The sequence below is a fragment of the Pseudomonas sp. NBRC 111123 genome (genome assembly GCF_001320205.1).
GTDB lineage: Bacteria > Pseudomonadota > Gammaproteobacteria > Pseudomonadales > Pseudomonadaceae > Aquipseudomonas > Aquipseudomonas putida_J.
Window position 1 is genome coordinate 179,374 of record NZ_BCAZ01000002.1, and the last position, 14,413, is coordinate 193,786.

16 protein-coding genes are annotated in these 14,413 nt (G+C 61.9%); 11 read left to right on the forward strand and 5 right to left on the reverse strand.

Going from position 1 to position 14,413, the window contains the following annotated elements:
• The first annotated feature begins 126 nt into the window (after positions 1 to 126).
• Both APH27_RS02040 and APH27_RS02045 read left to right on the forward strand, forming a co-directional pair.
• On the forward strand, positions 127 to 342 hold the full coding sequence (locus APH27_RS02040; protein ID WP_060483848.1) for a dodecin: 216 nt from the start codon (positions 127 to 129) through the stop codon (positions 340 to 342).
• A gap of 105 nt (positions 343 to 447) precedes the next feature.
• A complete protein-coding gene (locus tag APH27_RS02045; protein ID WP_027917150.1) occupies positions 448 to 669 on the forward strand; it encodes a DUF1161 domain-containing protein in 222 nt (73 codons plus the stop codon).
• A 37-nt stretch (positions 670 to 706) separates the two neighbouring features.
• Here APH27_RS02045 and APH27_RS02050 read toward each other — a convergent pair whose 3' ends face one another.
• Positions 707 to 1,711, reverse strand: coding sequence for an LLM class flavin-dependent oxidoreductase (locus APH27_RS02050; protein ID WP_060483849.1), 1,005 nt, complete (start codon positions 1,709 to 1,711; stop codon positions 707 to 709).
• Positions 1,712 to 1,865: 154 nt separating this feature from the next.
• On the opposite strand from APH27_RS02050, the gene APH27_RS02055 reads away from it, so the two are divergent.
• Entirely contained in the window at positions 1,866 to 2,291 is a 426-nt protein-coding gene (locus APH27_RS02055; RefSeq protein WP_027917152.1) for an OsmC family protein, read from the forward strand.
• 73 nt (positions 2,292 to 2,364) lie between these two features.
• Complete coding sequence (locus APH27_RS02060) at positions 2,365 to 2,598, forward strand: DUF1161 domain-containing protein (RefSeq protein WP_027917153.1); 234 nt, start codon at positions 2,365 to 2,367, stop codon at positions 2,596 to 2,598.
• Positions 2,599 to 2,631: 33 nt separating this feature from the next.
• Here the strand turns inward: APH27_RS02060 and APH27_RS02065 are convergent, their stop codons facing one another.
• The gene (locus APH27_RS02065; protein ID WP_027917154.1) at positions 2,632 to 3,045 is read right to left on the reverse strand and encodes a hypothetical protein; all 414 of its coding nucleotides are present in this window, start codon (positions 3,043 to 3,045) and stop codon (positions 2,632 to 2,634) included.
• 55 nt (positions 3,046 to 3,100) lie between these two features.
• A complete protein-coding gene (locus tag APH27_RS02070) occupies positions 3,101 to 3,514 on the reverse strand; it encodes a hypothetical protein (protein WP_027917155.1) in 414 nt (137 codons plus the stop codon).
• 67 nt (positions 3,515 to 3,581) lie between these two features.
• Here APH27_RS02070 and APH27_RS02075 point away from each other — a divergent pair, with 67 nt between their 5' ends.
• Positions 3,582 to 4,664 (forward strand): aminopeptidase, encoded by a 1,083-nt coding sequence (locus APH27_RS02075; RefSeq protein WP_060483850.1) that lies wholly within the window; start codon positions 3,582 to 3,584, stop codon positions 4,662 to 4,664.
• A 125-nt stretch (positions 4,665 to 4,789) separates the two neighbouring features.
• Here the strand turns inward: APH27_RS02075 and APH27_RS02080 are convergent, their stop codons facing one another.
• Entirely contained in the window at positions 4,790 to 5,440 is a 651-nt protein-coding gene (locus APH27_RS02080; RefSeq protein WP_060483881.1) for an HAD family hydrolase, read from the reverse strand.
• 20 nt (positions 5,441 to 5,460) lie between these two features.
• Positions 5,461 to 6,009 (reverse strand): gamma carbonic anhydrase family protein, encoded by a 549-nt coding sequence (locus APH27_RS02085; RefSeq protein ID WP_027917158.1) that lies wholly within the window; start codon positions 6,007 to 6,009, stop codon positions 5,461 to 5,463.
• Between the two features lie 66 nt (positions 6,010 to 6,075).
• On the opposite strand from APH27_RS02085, the gene prlC reads away from it, so the two are divergent.
• The 6 genes from prlC to APH27_RS02115 all read left to right on the forward strand — a co-directional run bounded on the left by prlC (position 6,076) and on the right by APH27_RS02115 (position 14,412).
• Positions 6,076 to 8,163, forward strand: a complete 2,088-nt coding sequence (gene prlC / locus APH27_RS02090) for an oligopeptidase A (protein WP_082434961.1) — start codon at positions 6,076 to 6,078, stop codon at positions 8,161 to 8,163.
• Positions 8,160 to 8,441: a YheV family putative zinc ribbon protein gene (locus APH27_RS02095; protein ID WP_027917160.1), complete on the forward strand. Its 282-nt coding sequence runs from the start codon at positions 8,160 to 8,162 to the stop codon at positions 8,439 to 8,441. Before prlC ends, APH27_RS02095 begins: the two co-directional genes overlap by 4 nt.
• A gap of 136 nt (positions 8,442 to 8,577) precedes the next feature.
• Complete coding sequence (locus APH27_RS02100) at positions 8,578 to 10,572, forward strand: M3 family metallopeptidase (protein WP_060483852.1); 1,995 nt, start codon at positions 8,578 to 8,580, stop codon at positions 10,570 to 10,572.
• Positions 10,573 to 10,638: 66 nt separating this feature from the next.
• Positions 10,639 to 11,697 (forward strand): PA0069 family radical SAM protein, encoded by a 1,059-nt coding sequence (locus APH27_RS02105; RefSeq protein ID WP_060483853.1) that lies wholly within the window; start codon positions 10,639 to 10,641, stop codon positions 11,695 to 11,697.
• A 283-nt stretch (positions 11,698 to 11,980) separates the two neighbouring features.
• Positions 11,981 to 12,700 carry a carbonic anhydrase gene (locus APH27_RS02110; protein ID WP_027917163.1) on the forward strand — a complete coding sequence of 240 codons (720 nt, stop codon included), beginning with the start codon at positions 11,981 to 11,983 and terminating at the stop codon, positions 12,698 to 12,700.
• A 194-nt stretch (positions 12,701 to 12,894) separates the two neighbouring features.
• A complete protein-coding gene (locus APH27_RS02115; protein WP_027917164.1) occupies positions 12,895 to 14,412 on the forward strand; it encodes a SulP family inorganic anion transporter in 1,518 nt (505 codons plus the stop codon).
• Position 14,413 lies beyond the last annotated feature (1 nt).

A 14,413-nucleotide genomic window follows, 5' to 3' on the forward strand; every position in this document is an offset into this window, starting at 1 on the left:
CTGTAAGGATTGCGACCCCCGGGCTACGGGAAAGTGCGATCGAACTTTATCGAAAGGCGGCGGCTCGCAGGTAAACCAGGCCTGCGCTGCTAGGCTCAATTTCACCGTCACCCAAGGAGAGCGCTAATGACCGATCATCACACCTACAAGAAGATCGAGCTGGTGGGTTCGTCTGCCACCAGTATCGAAGAGGCGATCAACAATGCCTTGGCCGAAGCCGGCAAGAGCATCAAACACCTGGAGTGGTTCGAAGTGGTCGATACCCGTGGCCATATCCGCGATAACAAAGTGGCGCATTTCCAGGTCACGCTGAAGGTTGGCTTCCGTATCGCCAACAGCTGAAACATTCCCGGGCTGGAATAGCCTGGCGTGATGGCGTTATAACTCCGGAGGGCGCCTCAGCGGCGCCCTTTTGGTCTTTTCTCATCTGTACAAGGAATGCGATCGATGAAGAAACTGATGCTGGCTGTGGGTTTGATGGCTTTGGCGGGCGGTGCGATGGCGGCCGGGAAACCGTGCGAAGAGCTCAAGGCGGAGATCGCAGCGAAGCTGGATGCCAAGGGTGTGAAGGGCTACAAGCTGGAGGTCGTCAACAAGGGTGAGCCGGCCGGCAAGGTGATAGGCAGCTGTGAGGGCGGTAGCAAGGAGATTGTCTACCGCCGTGGCTGATGCGTTGCATTCTTCGCGGGGTTACCCGCGAAGAAGGTCAATCGCTTTTCAAGGCCTGCGCCATCAGCTCATAGGACCGGATCCGGTCCGCATGCTCATACAAGTCACAGGTAAAGATCAGTTCATCCGCCCCGGTCTGCTCCAGCAGCACCTCCACCTTGGCCCTGACCTTCTGCGGGCTGCCGATCATCGCCAGGCCCAGGAAACTTCCCACCGCGTCACGCTCATGGGGCAACCACAGCCCATCCATGCTGGGCACAGGTGGTTTCTGCATCAGGCTTTGTCCGCGAATCAACGCCAGGATGCGCTGGTATACCGAGGTAGCCAGGTACTCGGCCTGCTCGTCGGTGTCTGCCACGACCATCGGAATGCCCAGCATCACATAGGGCTTGTCCAGCGTGGTTGATGGCTTGAAGTGGTCGCGATAGATGCGGATCGCCTCATGCATGTAGCGCGGGGCGAAGTGCGAGGCAAAGGCGTACGGCATGCCGCGCATACCAGCCAGTTGGGCGCTGAACAGGCTGGAACCAAGCAGCCACAGGGGCACGTCGGTATCGTGGCCGGGTACGGCGATCACTTTTTGATCATCGGTGCGCGGGCCGAGGTAGCGCGACAGCTCCTCGACGTCATCCGGGAAATCGTCGGCGCTGCCAGCGCGGTCGCGGCGCAGGGCGTAGGCCGTCATCTGGTCGGAGCCAGGCGCGCGGCCAAGGCCCAAGTCGATACGCCCGGGATACAGGCTGGCCAATGTGCCGAACTGCTCGGCAATCACCAGCGGCGCATGGTTGGGTAGCATGATGCCGCCGGAACCGACACGGATGGTCGAAGTACCTCCTGCCAAGTAGCCGATCAGCACCGAAGTGGCCGAACTGGCGATGCCGTCCATGTTGTGGTGCTCGGCCACCCAGAAGCGGTTGTAGCCAAACCGTTCGACATGCCGGGCCAGGTCCAGCGAGTTGTGCAGTGATTGCGCCGGGCCTTTGTCGGCGCGCACTGGCACTAGGTCGAGGGTAGAAATCTTCAGGTCACGCAGCTGCGTCATCGGAGCCTCCGCAAGAGTGGTTGGCCCGAAGGCCCTTTTGACTCTGTATGGGCAGATTTGGAGGATTCAATGCTCACTGCGCGATTGCTCTGAACTTGCTGTAGGACGCTGACCTCGAAAATGTAGGTAAGTAACCCTACGACCAGGAGGCATCATGAAAAAGACAGCATCGGCGATCTGGCAAGGTGGCCTGAAGGATGGCAAAGGCCTGCTTTCAACTGAAAGTGGTGCACTCAAGCAGAACCCATACGGTTTCAATACCCGTTTCGAGGGCTCGCCCGGGACCAACCCGGAAGAGCTGATTGGCGCGGCCCATGCGGGTTGCTTCTCGATGGCGCTGTCGATGATGCTCGGTGAGGCCGGGTTGACTGCGGATCGCATCGATACCATTGCTGAAGTCACGCTGGACAAACAACCCGACGGCTTTGCCATCACTGCCGTGCACCTGATTCTCAAGGCCAAGGTGCCAGGGGCCAGCGAGGCGCAGTTCCTCGAAATCGCCAACAAGGCCAAGGCCGGTTGCCCGGTGTCGAAGGTGCTGAATGCAAAGATCAGCCTGGACGCCACGTTGGTGGGCTAGGCGGCGCAACGGCGGCGGTTTGCTGTAGTCTAAACAGCGTCGGCAGCGCAGCTGCCTTGCCAGGAGCCGTTCCATGATTCGCGTAGCAATCGCCGTGCTGGCTTCGCTTGTGGCCACTTCTGCATTGGCGGCGGTGAAACCGTGCGAAGAACTCAAGGCTGAGATCGAAGCCAAGATCCAGGCCCAGGGTGTGACGTCCTACACCTTGGAAATCGTGCCCAACAGTGAGGTCAAGGATCAGAACATGATCGTCGGTACTTGCGATGGCGGGACGAAGAAGATCATTTACCAGAAAAACGATCGTTGAATGACTGGGGCCGCATTGCGGCCCCAGTGTTTGTTACGGAATGCAGAACACGTCGCTCGGCTCGTTCACCACCACCTTGCGGCTGGCGTCGTACAGCAGCACCTGCGGGTCCATCACCGGCGCTCGCGCCTCTAGCCGATAGCGTTCACCCGCCTTGAAGTCATCGAAGCGTACAGTCAGGTAACAGGTACGATCTTTCGGGCTGGTGAGCATGCCGCCGGCATAGATCTCGTAATCGAACCGCACCACCAGTTCATGTTTGCCGGGGGTTATCTGGAAGTAGCGGCCATCGTCCAGGCGCTGGCCATCCAGGCGGTCGGCCATCAGCAGGCGGCCAGGGGTGACGGTGTAGAGATCGACCCAGGCCTTGCTGGGGTCGACGGGGGGCAAGGGGCTGGCGCAAGCCCCCAGTGCACTGAGGGCGATCAGCATCATGGGCTGGCGCATGGCAAAACTCCCACTCGCGATACACGAGTTACAAGCATAGCGCCGTTTGTGTCGTTCAGGTGCGTTGGCAACCTGCTGGCAGGCCCTGACCGACCAGCTTCTGCTGGTGGTCGTAGAGTTTGATCCATGGGCGGAAGCCGATACTGCCGGCATGCAGCTGGTAGCGCTGGCCGGCGCTGAAGTCCTTGAAGGTCAGCTTGACCTGGCAATCACGCCAGAGTGGCTCGTCGACCGGGCCGATATTGCTCGGCGTGACCGGGAACTGGTAGCGCACGGTCAGCTCGTGGCTGCCGGGTTGCACTTCGAAGTAGCGGCTATCGGCCCATTCGCGCTCGTCGACCTGGGTGGCGTCCAGCGAAGTATCGCCGTAAGGGGTGAGGTCTACCCAGGCCAGGTTCGGGTCCGGGTCAGGCAGGGTCGAACAGGCAGACATCAGCAGCAATGAGCTGGTGACCAACAGTGCACGCATGGCGAAACTCCCCCTTGGCGAGATAGTCTTGGAGCGCATAGGCCTTGAGCGAGTTGGATAGCCCCAGATGGATCTCTTTGTTCTTTTCAAGCGCTCAGGCCCTGGGCCACTCGACCGCTTTTTCAGGCGTTTGGTTCCGCTGCTGGGTGCCTTTCTGCTGAACGGTTGCAGCACCCTTGGGTATTACGGCCAGCTGGCCGAGGGGCAATGGCAGTTGCTGCGGGCGCGCCAACCTGTGGACCAGGTGATCGCCGACCCGGCCAGCAGCCCGCGCTTGCGTGATCGCCTCGTGCATGCAGAAAAAGCACGGGTGTTTGCCAGCGAACAGCTGAAGCTGCCTGATAACCGCAGTTACCGGCTCTACGCCGACCTGCAACGCCCCTATGTGGTGTGGAACGTGTTCGCCACACCTGAGTTGTCGCTGCAGCCGGTCACTCACTGCTTCCCCGTCGCTGGCTGCGTCGCTTACCGGGGCTATTACCGCCAGGGCGCTGCGCGGGGGGCGGCGGCGGTGATGCGCCAGCAAGGCCTGGACGTGTACGTGAGCGGTGTCGAGGCGTACTCGACGCTGGGCTGGTTCGATGACCCGATCCTGTCGTCGATGGTCGGCTGGGGGGATGAGCGGCTGGCCACGCTGATCTTCCATGAGCTGGCTCATCAGCGCTTTTATGTGCAGGACGACACCGAGTTCAACGAGTCGTTTGCCACCTTCGTCGAGCAGGAAGGCACGCGGCAATGGCGTGCAGCGCGTGGGCTTGCGTCGGTCAGCGCGGATCAGTTGCAGCAGAGCGACCAGTTCACCCGCTTGGTGCTGGCCAGCCGCGAGCGGTTGCAGGCGATCTATGCCGGGCCGCAGGACGATGCGCATAAGCGGGAGGCCAAGCAGGCGGAGTTCGAGCGTTTGCGGGCTGAGTACAAGCAGGTGCGGGACAGCCAGTGGAATGGCGACAAGCGCTATGACGCCTGGATCTATGCGCCGTTGAGCAATGCCAAGCTGTTGCCGTTCGGGCTGTATGACCAGTGGGTGCCGGCGTTTGCGGCCCTCTTCCGGGAGGTAAACGGGGATTGGGGGAGGTTTTACGAGCGGGTCGAGGCTTTGGGGCGGTTGCCGATCGAGGAAAGGAAAGCCGCGTTGCAGCGGCTGATGTGAGTTTTTGAGATTTTGAGGCGGCTCTGCGGCCCTTTCGCGACACAAGGCCGCTCCTACAAGGGATTGCGTGCTCCAGTAGGAGCGGCCGTGTGTCGCGCAAGGGCTGCAACCCAGCCCCATGGCCCTCAGCCTTGAATAAAGGCCTGATGCATATCGGCCACGGTAGCGAAGTGGAAAGCCGGCTCCTCGGCTACCAGCTCTTCCCGGCTACCGAACCCATACCCCACCGCCACCGCCTGCAAGCCATTGCTGCGAGCCCCGATCAGGTCATGCTTGCGGTCGCCGATCATCAGCGTCTGCGCCGGATCGAGCCCTTCTTCGTCCAGCAAGTGGCGGATCAGCTCGACCTTGTTGGTTCGTGTGCCGTCCATTTCGCTACCGTAGATCACCTTGAAGTGGTGGTCGAAAGCAAAGTGCCGGGCAATTTCACGGGCGAATTCCCAGGGTTTGGAGGTGGCGATGTACAGCGTCCGGCCCTGGCCATTCAGCGCTTCGAGCAGCTCTGGTACTCCCTCGAACACCAGGTTTTCGTACAGGCCGGTGACCCGGAATCGTTCCCGGTAGAAGTTCACCGCTTCCCACGCCTTGGCTTCATCGAAGCTGTAGAACTGCATGAAAGCCTGCAGCAGAGGCGGGCCGATGAAATGTTCAAGGCGGGCCAGGTCGGGCTCGTCGATGCCCAGCTTGGCCAAGGCGTACTGGATCGAGCGGGTGATCCCCAGACGTGGGTCGGTCAACGTGCCGTCGAGGTCGAAGAGAATATTCTGCTGGTGCATGTGCGTCTCGGTAGTCGGGTTCATTCCGGTTGGTCGTAGCCTTCGGCCAGGTGCTGGTCCTTGAGCTTGACGTAGTTGCCGGCGCTGTAAGGGAAGAAGGCGTGCTCCTGGTCGTTGAGCAGGCGGACTTGTTTAACCGGGCTGCCCATGTACAGGTAGCCACTGACCAGGCGTTTGCCAGGCGGTACCAGGCTGCCGGCACCGATGATGACTTCGTCTTCGACAATGGCGCCATCCATGATGGTGCTGCCCATGCCGACCAGAATGCGGTTGCCCAGGGTGCAGCCATGCAGCATGACCTTGTGGCCGATGGTCACCTCGTCACCGATGATCAGCGGAAAACCGTCGGGGTTGAAGGGCCCTGCGTGGGTGATGTGCAGCACGCTGCCGTCCTGCACGCTGGTGCGTGCGCCAATGCGGATGCGGTGCATGTCGCCGCGGACCACCGTCAGCGGCCAGATAGAGCTGTCTTCACCGATCTCCACATCGCCCAGGACCACCGCCGAACGGTCGACAAAAGCCCTGAGTCCCACTTTCGGAGTGTGTTGCTGGAAGCTGCGGATGGCCATGATAGCGTCTCTCATCTGTGCCGATAGGCAGGCTGCCTGCTGCGGTCGGCGTCGATTGTAATTAAGATGGGGCAGTGTTTCTCCTGCCAAGGTATCCGAACCGTGAGTGCGAACAACCCGCTTCTGCAGTCCTACGATCTGCCGCCCTTCTCGCAAATCCGTGCCGAACACGTGTTGCCGGCGATCGAAGCGATCCTGGCCGACAACCGTAAAGCCATTGCCGAGATCCTCGAACAGCAGGGCAGCAACCCTACCTGGGCCGGCCTGGTGCTGGCCATGGACGAACTGAACGACCGCCTGGGTGCCGCGTGGAGCCCGGTCAGCCACCTAAATGCTGTGTGCAACAGCCAGGAGCTGCGCGAGGCTTATGAGTCTTGCCTGCCAGCGCTGAGTGCCTACTCTACCGAACTGGGCCAGAACCGTGCGCTGTTCGAAGCCTATCAGGCGTTGCTCAGCAGCCCGGAAGCCGCGGGTTTCGACGTGGCGCAGAAGACTATCCTCGACCACGCCCTGCGTGACTTCCGCCTGTCGGGCATCGACTTGCCGGCCGACCAGCAGCAGCGTTATGCCGAAGTGCAAAGTAAGCTCAGCGAGCTGGGCAGCCGCTTCTCCAATCAGCTGCTCGACGCCACCCAGGCCTGGACCAAGCACGTCACCGACGAATCCGTGCTGGCCGGCCTGACCGATTCGGCCAAGGCGCAGATGGCCGCTGCCGCCCAGGCCAAGGGCCTCGACGGCTGGCTGATCACCCTGGAATTCCCCAGCTACTATGCGGTGATGACTTACGCCAGCGACCGCGCCCTGCGCGAAGAGCTGTACGCCGCCTACTGCACCCGTGCCTCGGACCAGGGCCCGAATGCCGGCCAGTTCGACAACGGCCCGGTCATGCAGCAGATCCTCGACCTGCGCCAGGAGCTGGCGCAATTGCTGGGTTACCCGAACTACGCTGAACTGAGCCTGGCCACCAAGATGGCCGAGTCCAGCGACCAGGTGCTGAGCTTCCTGCGTGACCTGGCCAAGCGTTCCAAGCCATTCGCCGCCCAGGACCTGGAGCAGCTCAAGGCCTACGCCGCCGAGCAGGGTACCCCCGAGCTGGCCAGCTGGGACGCCGGCTACTTCGGCGAAAAGCTGCGCGAGCAGCGTTACAGCGTGTCGCAGGAAGCCCTGCGCGCCTACTTCCCGATCGACAAGGTGCTCAGCGGCCTGTTCAGCATCGTGCAGCGCCTGTACGGCATCGAGATCGCCGAACTCAAAGGCTTCGACAGCTGGCACCCGGACGTTCGCCTGTTCGAGATCAAGGAAAACGGCCAGCACGTCGGCCGCTTCTTCTTCGACCTCTACGCCCGCGCCAACAAGCGTGGCGGTGCCTGGATGGACGGCGCCCGCGACCGCCGCCGTACCGCTGGCGGCGAGCTGCAGAGCCCGGTCGCCAACCTGGTGTGCAACTTCACCCCGGCTGCGCCTGGCAAGCCTGCGCTGCTGACCCACGATGAAGTCACCACCCTGTTCCACGAATTCGGCCACGGCCTGCACCACATGCTGACCCGCATCGAGCACGCCGGTGTTTCCGGCATCAACGGTGTGGCCTGGGACGCAGTCGAACTGCCGAGCCAGTTCATGGAAAACTGGTGCTGGGAGCCGGAAGGCCTGGCGCTGATCTCCGGCCATTACGAAACCGGTGCAGCCCTGCCCCAGGACCTGCTGGACAAGATGCTGGCGGCGAAGAACTTCCAGTCCGGCATGATGATGGTGCGTCAGCTGGAGTTCTCGCTGTTCGACTTCGAGTTGCACGCCAGCCACGGCGATGGCCGCAGCGTGCTGCAGGTGCTCGAGGGCGTGCGTGACGAGGTGTCGGTGATGCGCCCACCGGCGTACAACCGCTTCCCCAATAGCTTCGCGCACATCTTCGCTGGCGGTTATGCGGCGGGCTACTACAGCTACAAGTGGGCTGAAGTGCTGTCGGCCGACGCCTTCTCGCGCTTCGAGGAAGAAGGCGTGCTGAATGCCGAGACCGGCCGTGCGTTCCGCGAAGCGATCCTGGCCCGCGGCGGCTCGCGTGAGCCCATGGAGCTGTTCGTGGACTTCCGTGGGCGTGAGCCTTCCATTGATGCATTGCTGCGCCACAGTGGCCTGACCGAGGACGCTGCGGCATGACCGAGGTAGCTGTGAACAAGACCAAGAAACGCTTCATCGCCGGGGCGGTGTGCCCGGCGTGCAGCGAGCCCGACAAGCTGATGATGTGGAGCGAAGACGACGTGCCGCATCGCGAGTGCGTGGCCTGTGGCTTCACCGACACCCTCAACGAGCAGGGCCTGTCGGTGCCCAAGGAACTCGGTACGCGGGTCAATCAGCTGGCGCCGAAGGCGACGCCGGCCAAGGTCCAGACCGTGCAGTTCTTCCCTAACCCGAAGCTGAAGAAACCGGCTGAATGAAGCCGTCTTGCCTGCCTGGGCCATGTGCCCAGGCAGGCATGCCCATGCCGCTCGCCGGTAGTAGATACTCAGGCCATTTCTACCTCGCCAGCCATGCATGCTCGCTTGCTCCTCGACCTGAGCAAGGTGAAGTACCGTGGACAACCCTCTGCTGCAAAGCAGCCAAAATCCGATCGACTATCCATCGATTACCCTCGAAAACATGGCTGACGCCTTCGATTACGTGCTAGAGGCGCATGAGCAAGGCATTGCGCGGATCATCGAGCGGCAGCAGGCCCTTCCTACCTGGGACGACCTAGTGCTGGCGGTAGATGACCTGGACGCACAGCTACTGGCAGTGCTCTACGCGTGTTTGCCACTTGTGGGCAAGGGCGCTGACTGGGGGCAGGCATTGGGCAGCTATTTCGACAAGGTGGTAACGCGCTTCGACCAGAAGTTCTGCAACAGTCGGCTGCAGGTCTTGTATGAGCGTTTGGCGAGCACGGCCAACGGCGTGAACCTGGATGCCGCCAAGCGTGCCACCCTGCGCTGGCACCTCGGCAAGTTCGCTATAAGCGGCGCCGCGCTGGCAGAACAGGACAAACCCCGTCTTGCCCAGTTGCAGGCTCAGATTGGCGCGCTGCGGGCAACCTTTCTGGGCAATATAGGCCGGCCTGGGCTGCTGATTGAAAACGAGGCGCAGTTGCAGGGGCTGCCGCAAAGGCTGCGCGAGGAGCTGGCGGCACAGGCTAAAGCGGCTGGGGAACGAGGCTGGCTCATTGCGTGTGAAACCGCCGTCACCGAGGCAGTCCTAAACCAGGCGCAGCATCGCCCGCTACGCGAAAGGGTCTATCGCGCCTTTCACCTGCGCGGTGTAAGCAGCGATGCTCAAGCGGATAACGGTACCCATCTGCAGCGGTTGGCACAGCTGCTGGACGAGAAAGCCCGTTTGTTGGGCTACGCCAGTCACCTCGAACTCAGCCTGCTTGCCAAGAGCGCCGGCTCGGCCAGTCAGGTACGCGAATTTCTGTATGCACTGGCAAAGGATCTGCGCCCTGCGCTGGAGCAATGGCGTGCGGGTCTTCAACGACAGGCAGTGGTTCAACACCTGCAACAGGTCGAACCCTGGGATGTTGGCTATCTACAGAACCGTGGCGGCGAGGTGCAGGCTGACACCGAGTTCCGCGAGCACTTCCCGCTAAAAACGGTAGTGGCGGCCCTGGTCGACCTGGCGCAGCGACTCTTTGCCCTTGAGCTGCGGCCCGTGGCACTGGCGACGTGGGACGCTAGCGTGCAAACCTTCGAGGTTTGGCAGGATCACGCCCGTGTTGGTTTCTTCTACCTGGATGCAGTTCAGCATGCCGGCAAGCAGGCCGATGCGGTGTATACCAACTATGTCCGTAACCGCCGGGTGGATGCCGAGGGTATCTATCACGCAGCGGTGGTGGTGGTGAACAGTGATATTCCAGCTGCACTGGCGGGCGCCGAGCCGCTGTTGGATCACCTGTCGCTGCGCAAGCTGTACCACGAGTTCGGCCATGCCCTGCATCACCTGTTGGTACGCACCGGCAACCATGTCATGTCCAACGTGACCGAACTGGGTACCGATGGTGTGGAGCTTTTCGGCAAGTTGTTCGAGCGTTGGGTGTGGGATGCACGCTACCTGGCCTCCATTGCCACGCCGCGCCGGGATGGCAGCGGCATGAGCCAGACCGAGGCTGAACGCTTCCTGGGTCAGTATCGCCAAGCCGACATCGGGGACAGCGGGCGTGACCTGAGCCTGGCACTCTTCGATCTGGACCTGCATGACACGCCGTTGGACGGCAGAAGCCTGGCTCAGCGCCTGGCCGATGCGCGCGAGCGTTGTGGGTATTGGCCGTTGGCTGATTTCGAGCGGCCCGCCCATGCCTTCGATCACCTGGTCACTGGTTACGATGCAGGTTTTTATGCCTACCTATGGGCCGATGTTCATGCATTCGACCTGTTTACCCGCTTCGAAGCCAATGGCTTGCTGGACCGTGCCACAGGCAAGGCATTGCAGGAGGCGCTGTTCGAGCCGGGTGCATCACGCCCGCTGAGGGAGGGGCTTGAAACCTTCCTCGGGCGCTCGCCCAACCAGCAAGCCTATTTGCGCTGGCACGGCCTGTCCTGACCGGAGGGGCTGGTCATATCGCAGGGATGCGGATACTGTATATGAATACAGTATCAGGGGTTAGCGATGATACCTACGACAGCGTTAAAGGGCCGTGGTACGGCTCACAATCCGCATAACCGCTTCGCACCCAACCATTCGGTGGCGGAGGACGACGGCTGGTACCAGGAGGTGCCCCAGACCCAGGGCACCGAGGTGCGCATCGAGACGGCGAAATCGGTCATCAGCCGCAACACTTCCCCCGACCTCCCCTTCGACCGTTCGATCAATCCCTACCGAGGTTGCGAGCATGGTTGCATCTACTGCTATGCCCGCCCTTCGCATGCCTACTGGGATCTGTCTCCAGGTTTGGATTTCGAGACCAAGCTGATTGCCAAGACCAACGCAGCCGAAGTGCTTGCGCAACAGCTGAGCAAGCCGGGCTACGTCTGTGCACCCATCAACCTGGGCTCCAACACCGACCCTTACCAGCCGATCGAGCGGGAGCAGCAACTGACAAGGCGGATACTGGAAGTGCTGCTGCGGTTTCGGCACCCGGTGACCATCGTGACCAAGGGCGCGCTGGTATTGCGCGACCTCGACCTGCTGGCCGAAATGGCCAGCCAGCGTCTGGCCCGGGTGATGATCAGCCTCACTACCTTGGACGATGACCTCAAGCGGGTGCTTGAGCCGCGCGCGGCGTCACCCAATGCCAGGTTGCGGGCCATTCGCGTATTGCGCGAGGCCGGTGTGCCGGTGGGTGTGCTGTGTTCACCGATGATTCCGATGATCAACGACAGCGAGTTGGAGCACTTGCTGGAGGCTGCCAAGGAAGCCGGCGCACAGAGTGCTGCCTACATGATGCTGCGTTTGCCGTTGGAAGTGGCGCCGTTGTTCGAACAGTGGCTACAGGACCATTATCCGCAGCGCGCGGCCCATGTGCTCAGCCTGATTCGCCAGAGCCGGGGCGGCGAGTTGTATGACAGCCGCTTTGGTGCGCGGATGCGTGGCGAAGGGGTCTTTGCTGAGTTGTTGGCGCAGCGTTTTGCCAAGGCCATGAAGCGCCTGGACTTCGCCGCGCGCGAGGCACAGCCCCTGGACTGTTCGGCGTTCTGCCCGCCGGGTGGGCAGATGGCGTTGTTCTGATGGCAGTGGCCATCCCTAGCCCAGCTAATCCGAGACGATAATTGTGCTAATGGCACTTGGCAGTTGATGCTTTTTTGCTATTATTCAGTTCCCGCCTTTTCGATCTGGAACACCCGTTCTAGAGCCTCCGAATTAAGTTTCAGTTAAGTTTTCCCCGCTAGCGTAGGAATCCAGTCAACGAAGACTGTGATCTATCGCTCTCGCGCGTCATCTAAATCTGCGCATAGCCAGAATCTTTCACCGGTAAAATGGATTTACCTACACACCGTCAAGAGGATGAATCATGCCCGTCAAGGACCCATCCAAGGTCGTTCCGCAAGCCCCCGCGGAGAGCGCCGATGCCGCCCTGAAGCACATCGTCGACGGCTTCCTGCGCTTTCACCATGATGTCTTCCCCGAGCAGCAGGAGCTGTTCAAGAAGCTCGCCACCGCGCAAACCCCGCGCGCCATGTTCATCACCTGTGCCGACTCGCGCATTGTCCCCGAGCTGATCACTCAGAGCTCGCCGGGCGACCTGTTCGTGACCCGTAACGTCGGTAACGTGGTACCCCCTTACGGCCAGATGAACGGCGGCGTGTCCAGCGCCATCGAGTACGCCGTATCGGCATTGAAGGTCCATCACATCATCATTTGCGGTCACTCGGACTGTGGCGCCATGCGTGCGGTGCTCAACCCGCAGTCATTGGCCAAGATGCCAACGGTTTCCGCCTGGCTGCGCCATGCGGAAGTTGCCCGCACCGTGGTCGAGAACAACTGTTCCTGCGGCAGCGAGCACGAAACCATGCAAGTGCTGACCAAGGAAAACGTGATCGCCCAGTTGCATCACCTGCGTACGCACCCGTCGGTTGCGTCGCGCCTCGCCGCAGGTGAGCTGTACATCCATGGCTGGGTGTACGACATCGAGACCAGCAAGATCGAAGCCTACGACGCTGTCAGCGACAGCTTCCTGCCCCTGGCCGCTGGCCAGCCGGTGCCAAGTGCCACTCCGAGAGGCCGCTACTAAGCGACCCGTCCACAGCTGAACCTTGAATAGCCGGCTGCACCCACCGCGGGTGTGGCGCGGCCTTCGGCTGCCTTGAAAATGCCCTGACTGCCCTGCCGGCGATCTCGCTGGCGGCCCGCGCCTGCGCGCTCGTCAGGGATCAAACGTGCCCACGGCCAGCGGAATGGCCGTGCGACAGAGAAAGGAGAAAGATGGTGAACATGACACAGTTGAAAGCGGCCTTGCCGCGTGAGTTGCTGGCGTCGGTGGTGGTGTTCCTGGTTGCCCTGCCGTTGTGCATGGGCATCGCGATCGCCTCGGGCATGCCGCCGGCCAAGGGCCTGATCACTGGCATCATCGGAGGTATCGTGGTCGGCTTCCTGGCGGGTTCGCCGTTGCAGGTCAGTGGGCCGGCGGCTGGCTTGGCGGTGTTGGTGTTCGAGCTGGTACGCCAACATGGCATGGCGATGCTCGGGCCTATCCTGCTGCTGGCGGGGATTCTGCAATTGCTGGCCGGGCGCCTGCGCCTGGGCTGCTGGTTTCGTGTCACGGCGCCGGCCGTGGTGTACGGCATGCTCGCTGGCATTGGTGTGCTGATCGTACTGTCGCAGGTGCATGTCATGTTCGACACGGCGCCGCAGCCGTCGGGCATGCAGAACCTGCTTGAGTTTCCCGCGACCGTGAGCGCTGCCTTGCCGCTGGAACATGCAGGTTCAGGCTGGATGGCCGGTGCGCTCGGGCTAGGTACCATTGCCATCATGTGGGCCTGGGAGCGCCTGCGGCCACAGAAGCTGCGTTTCGTGCCCGGTGCGTTGTTGGGCGTGGCGGCAATGACCGCCGTCGCCATGTGGCTGGCGCTGCCGGTGAACCGCGTGCAAGTGCCGGCTGACCTGTCCGAAGCGATCGACTGGATCCGCCCGGATGACCTGATGCGGCTCGCCGACCCGACCCTATTGGTGGCAGCCTTCGCGCTGGCCTTCATCGCCAGTGCTGAAACCTTGTTGTCGGCGGCAGCGGTGGATCGAATGCACAGCGGCCAGCGCTCGGACTTTGATCGCGAGCTCTCGGCACAAGGCATTGGCAACATGCTCTGCGGGATCCTGGGAGCCTTGCCGATGACCGGTGTAATCGTGCGCAGTTCGGCCAACGTCCAGGCCGGCGCGCAAACGCGTGCCTCGGCCATCCTGCATGGCTTGTGGTTACTGGCGTTCGTGGTGGTACTGAGCAGCGTGCTGCAGCAGATTCCGGTGGCGAGCCTGGCAGGCGTGCTGGTCTACACCGGCATCAAGCTGGTTGATTTCAAGGCGCTGCGGGGGTTGCGCCGCTATGGGCGGATGCCGATGTTCACCTACGTGGCGACGGCCATGGCGATCATCTTCACCGACCTTTTGACCGGTGTGTTGCTGGGCTTCGCGCTGACATTGCTGAAGCTGGCATTCAAGGCCGCGCGCCTGAAAATCTGCCTTGTTGAGCTGGAGCCTCGTGGCCATATGGAGCTGCGCCTGAGCGGGGCGGCAACGTTCCTCAAGGTGCCGGCACTGACTCAGGTGCTCGATAGCGTGCCTGCCGGCAGTACCTTGCATGTTCCGCTGGCCAACCTTACCTACATCGACCATTCATGCCTGGAACTGCTGGAGGACTGGAGCAAGACCAGCGGCTGCAACCTGCGCATCGAGCAGCGGGGGCTCAAGCGCAGGGTGGAAGGGCGTTTACGCAGCGTTGCGGGTACTTGAG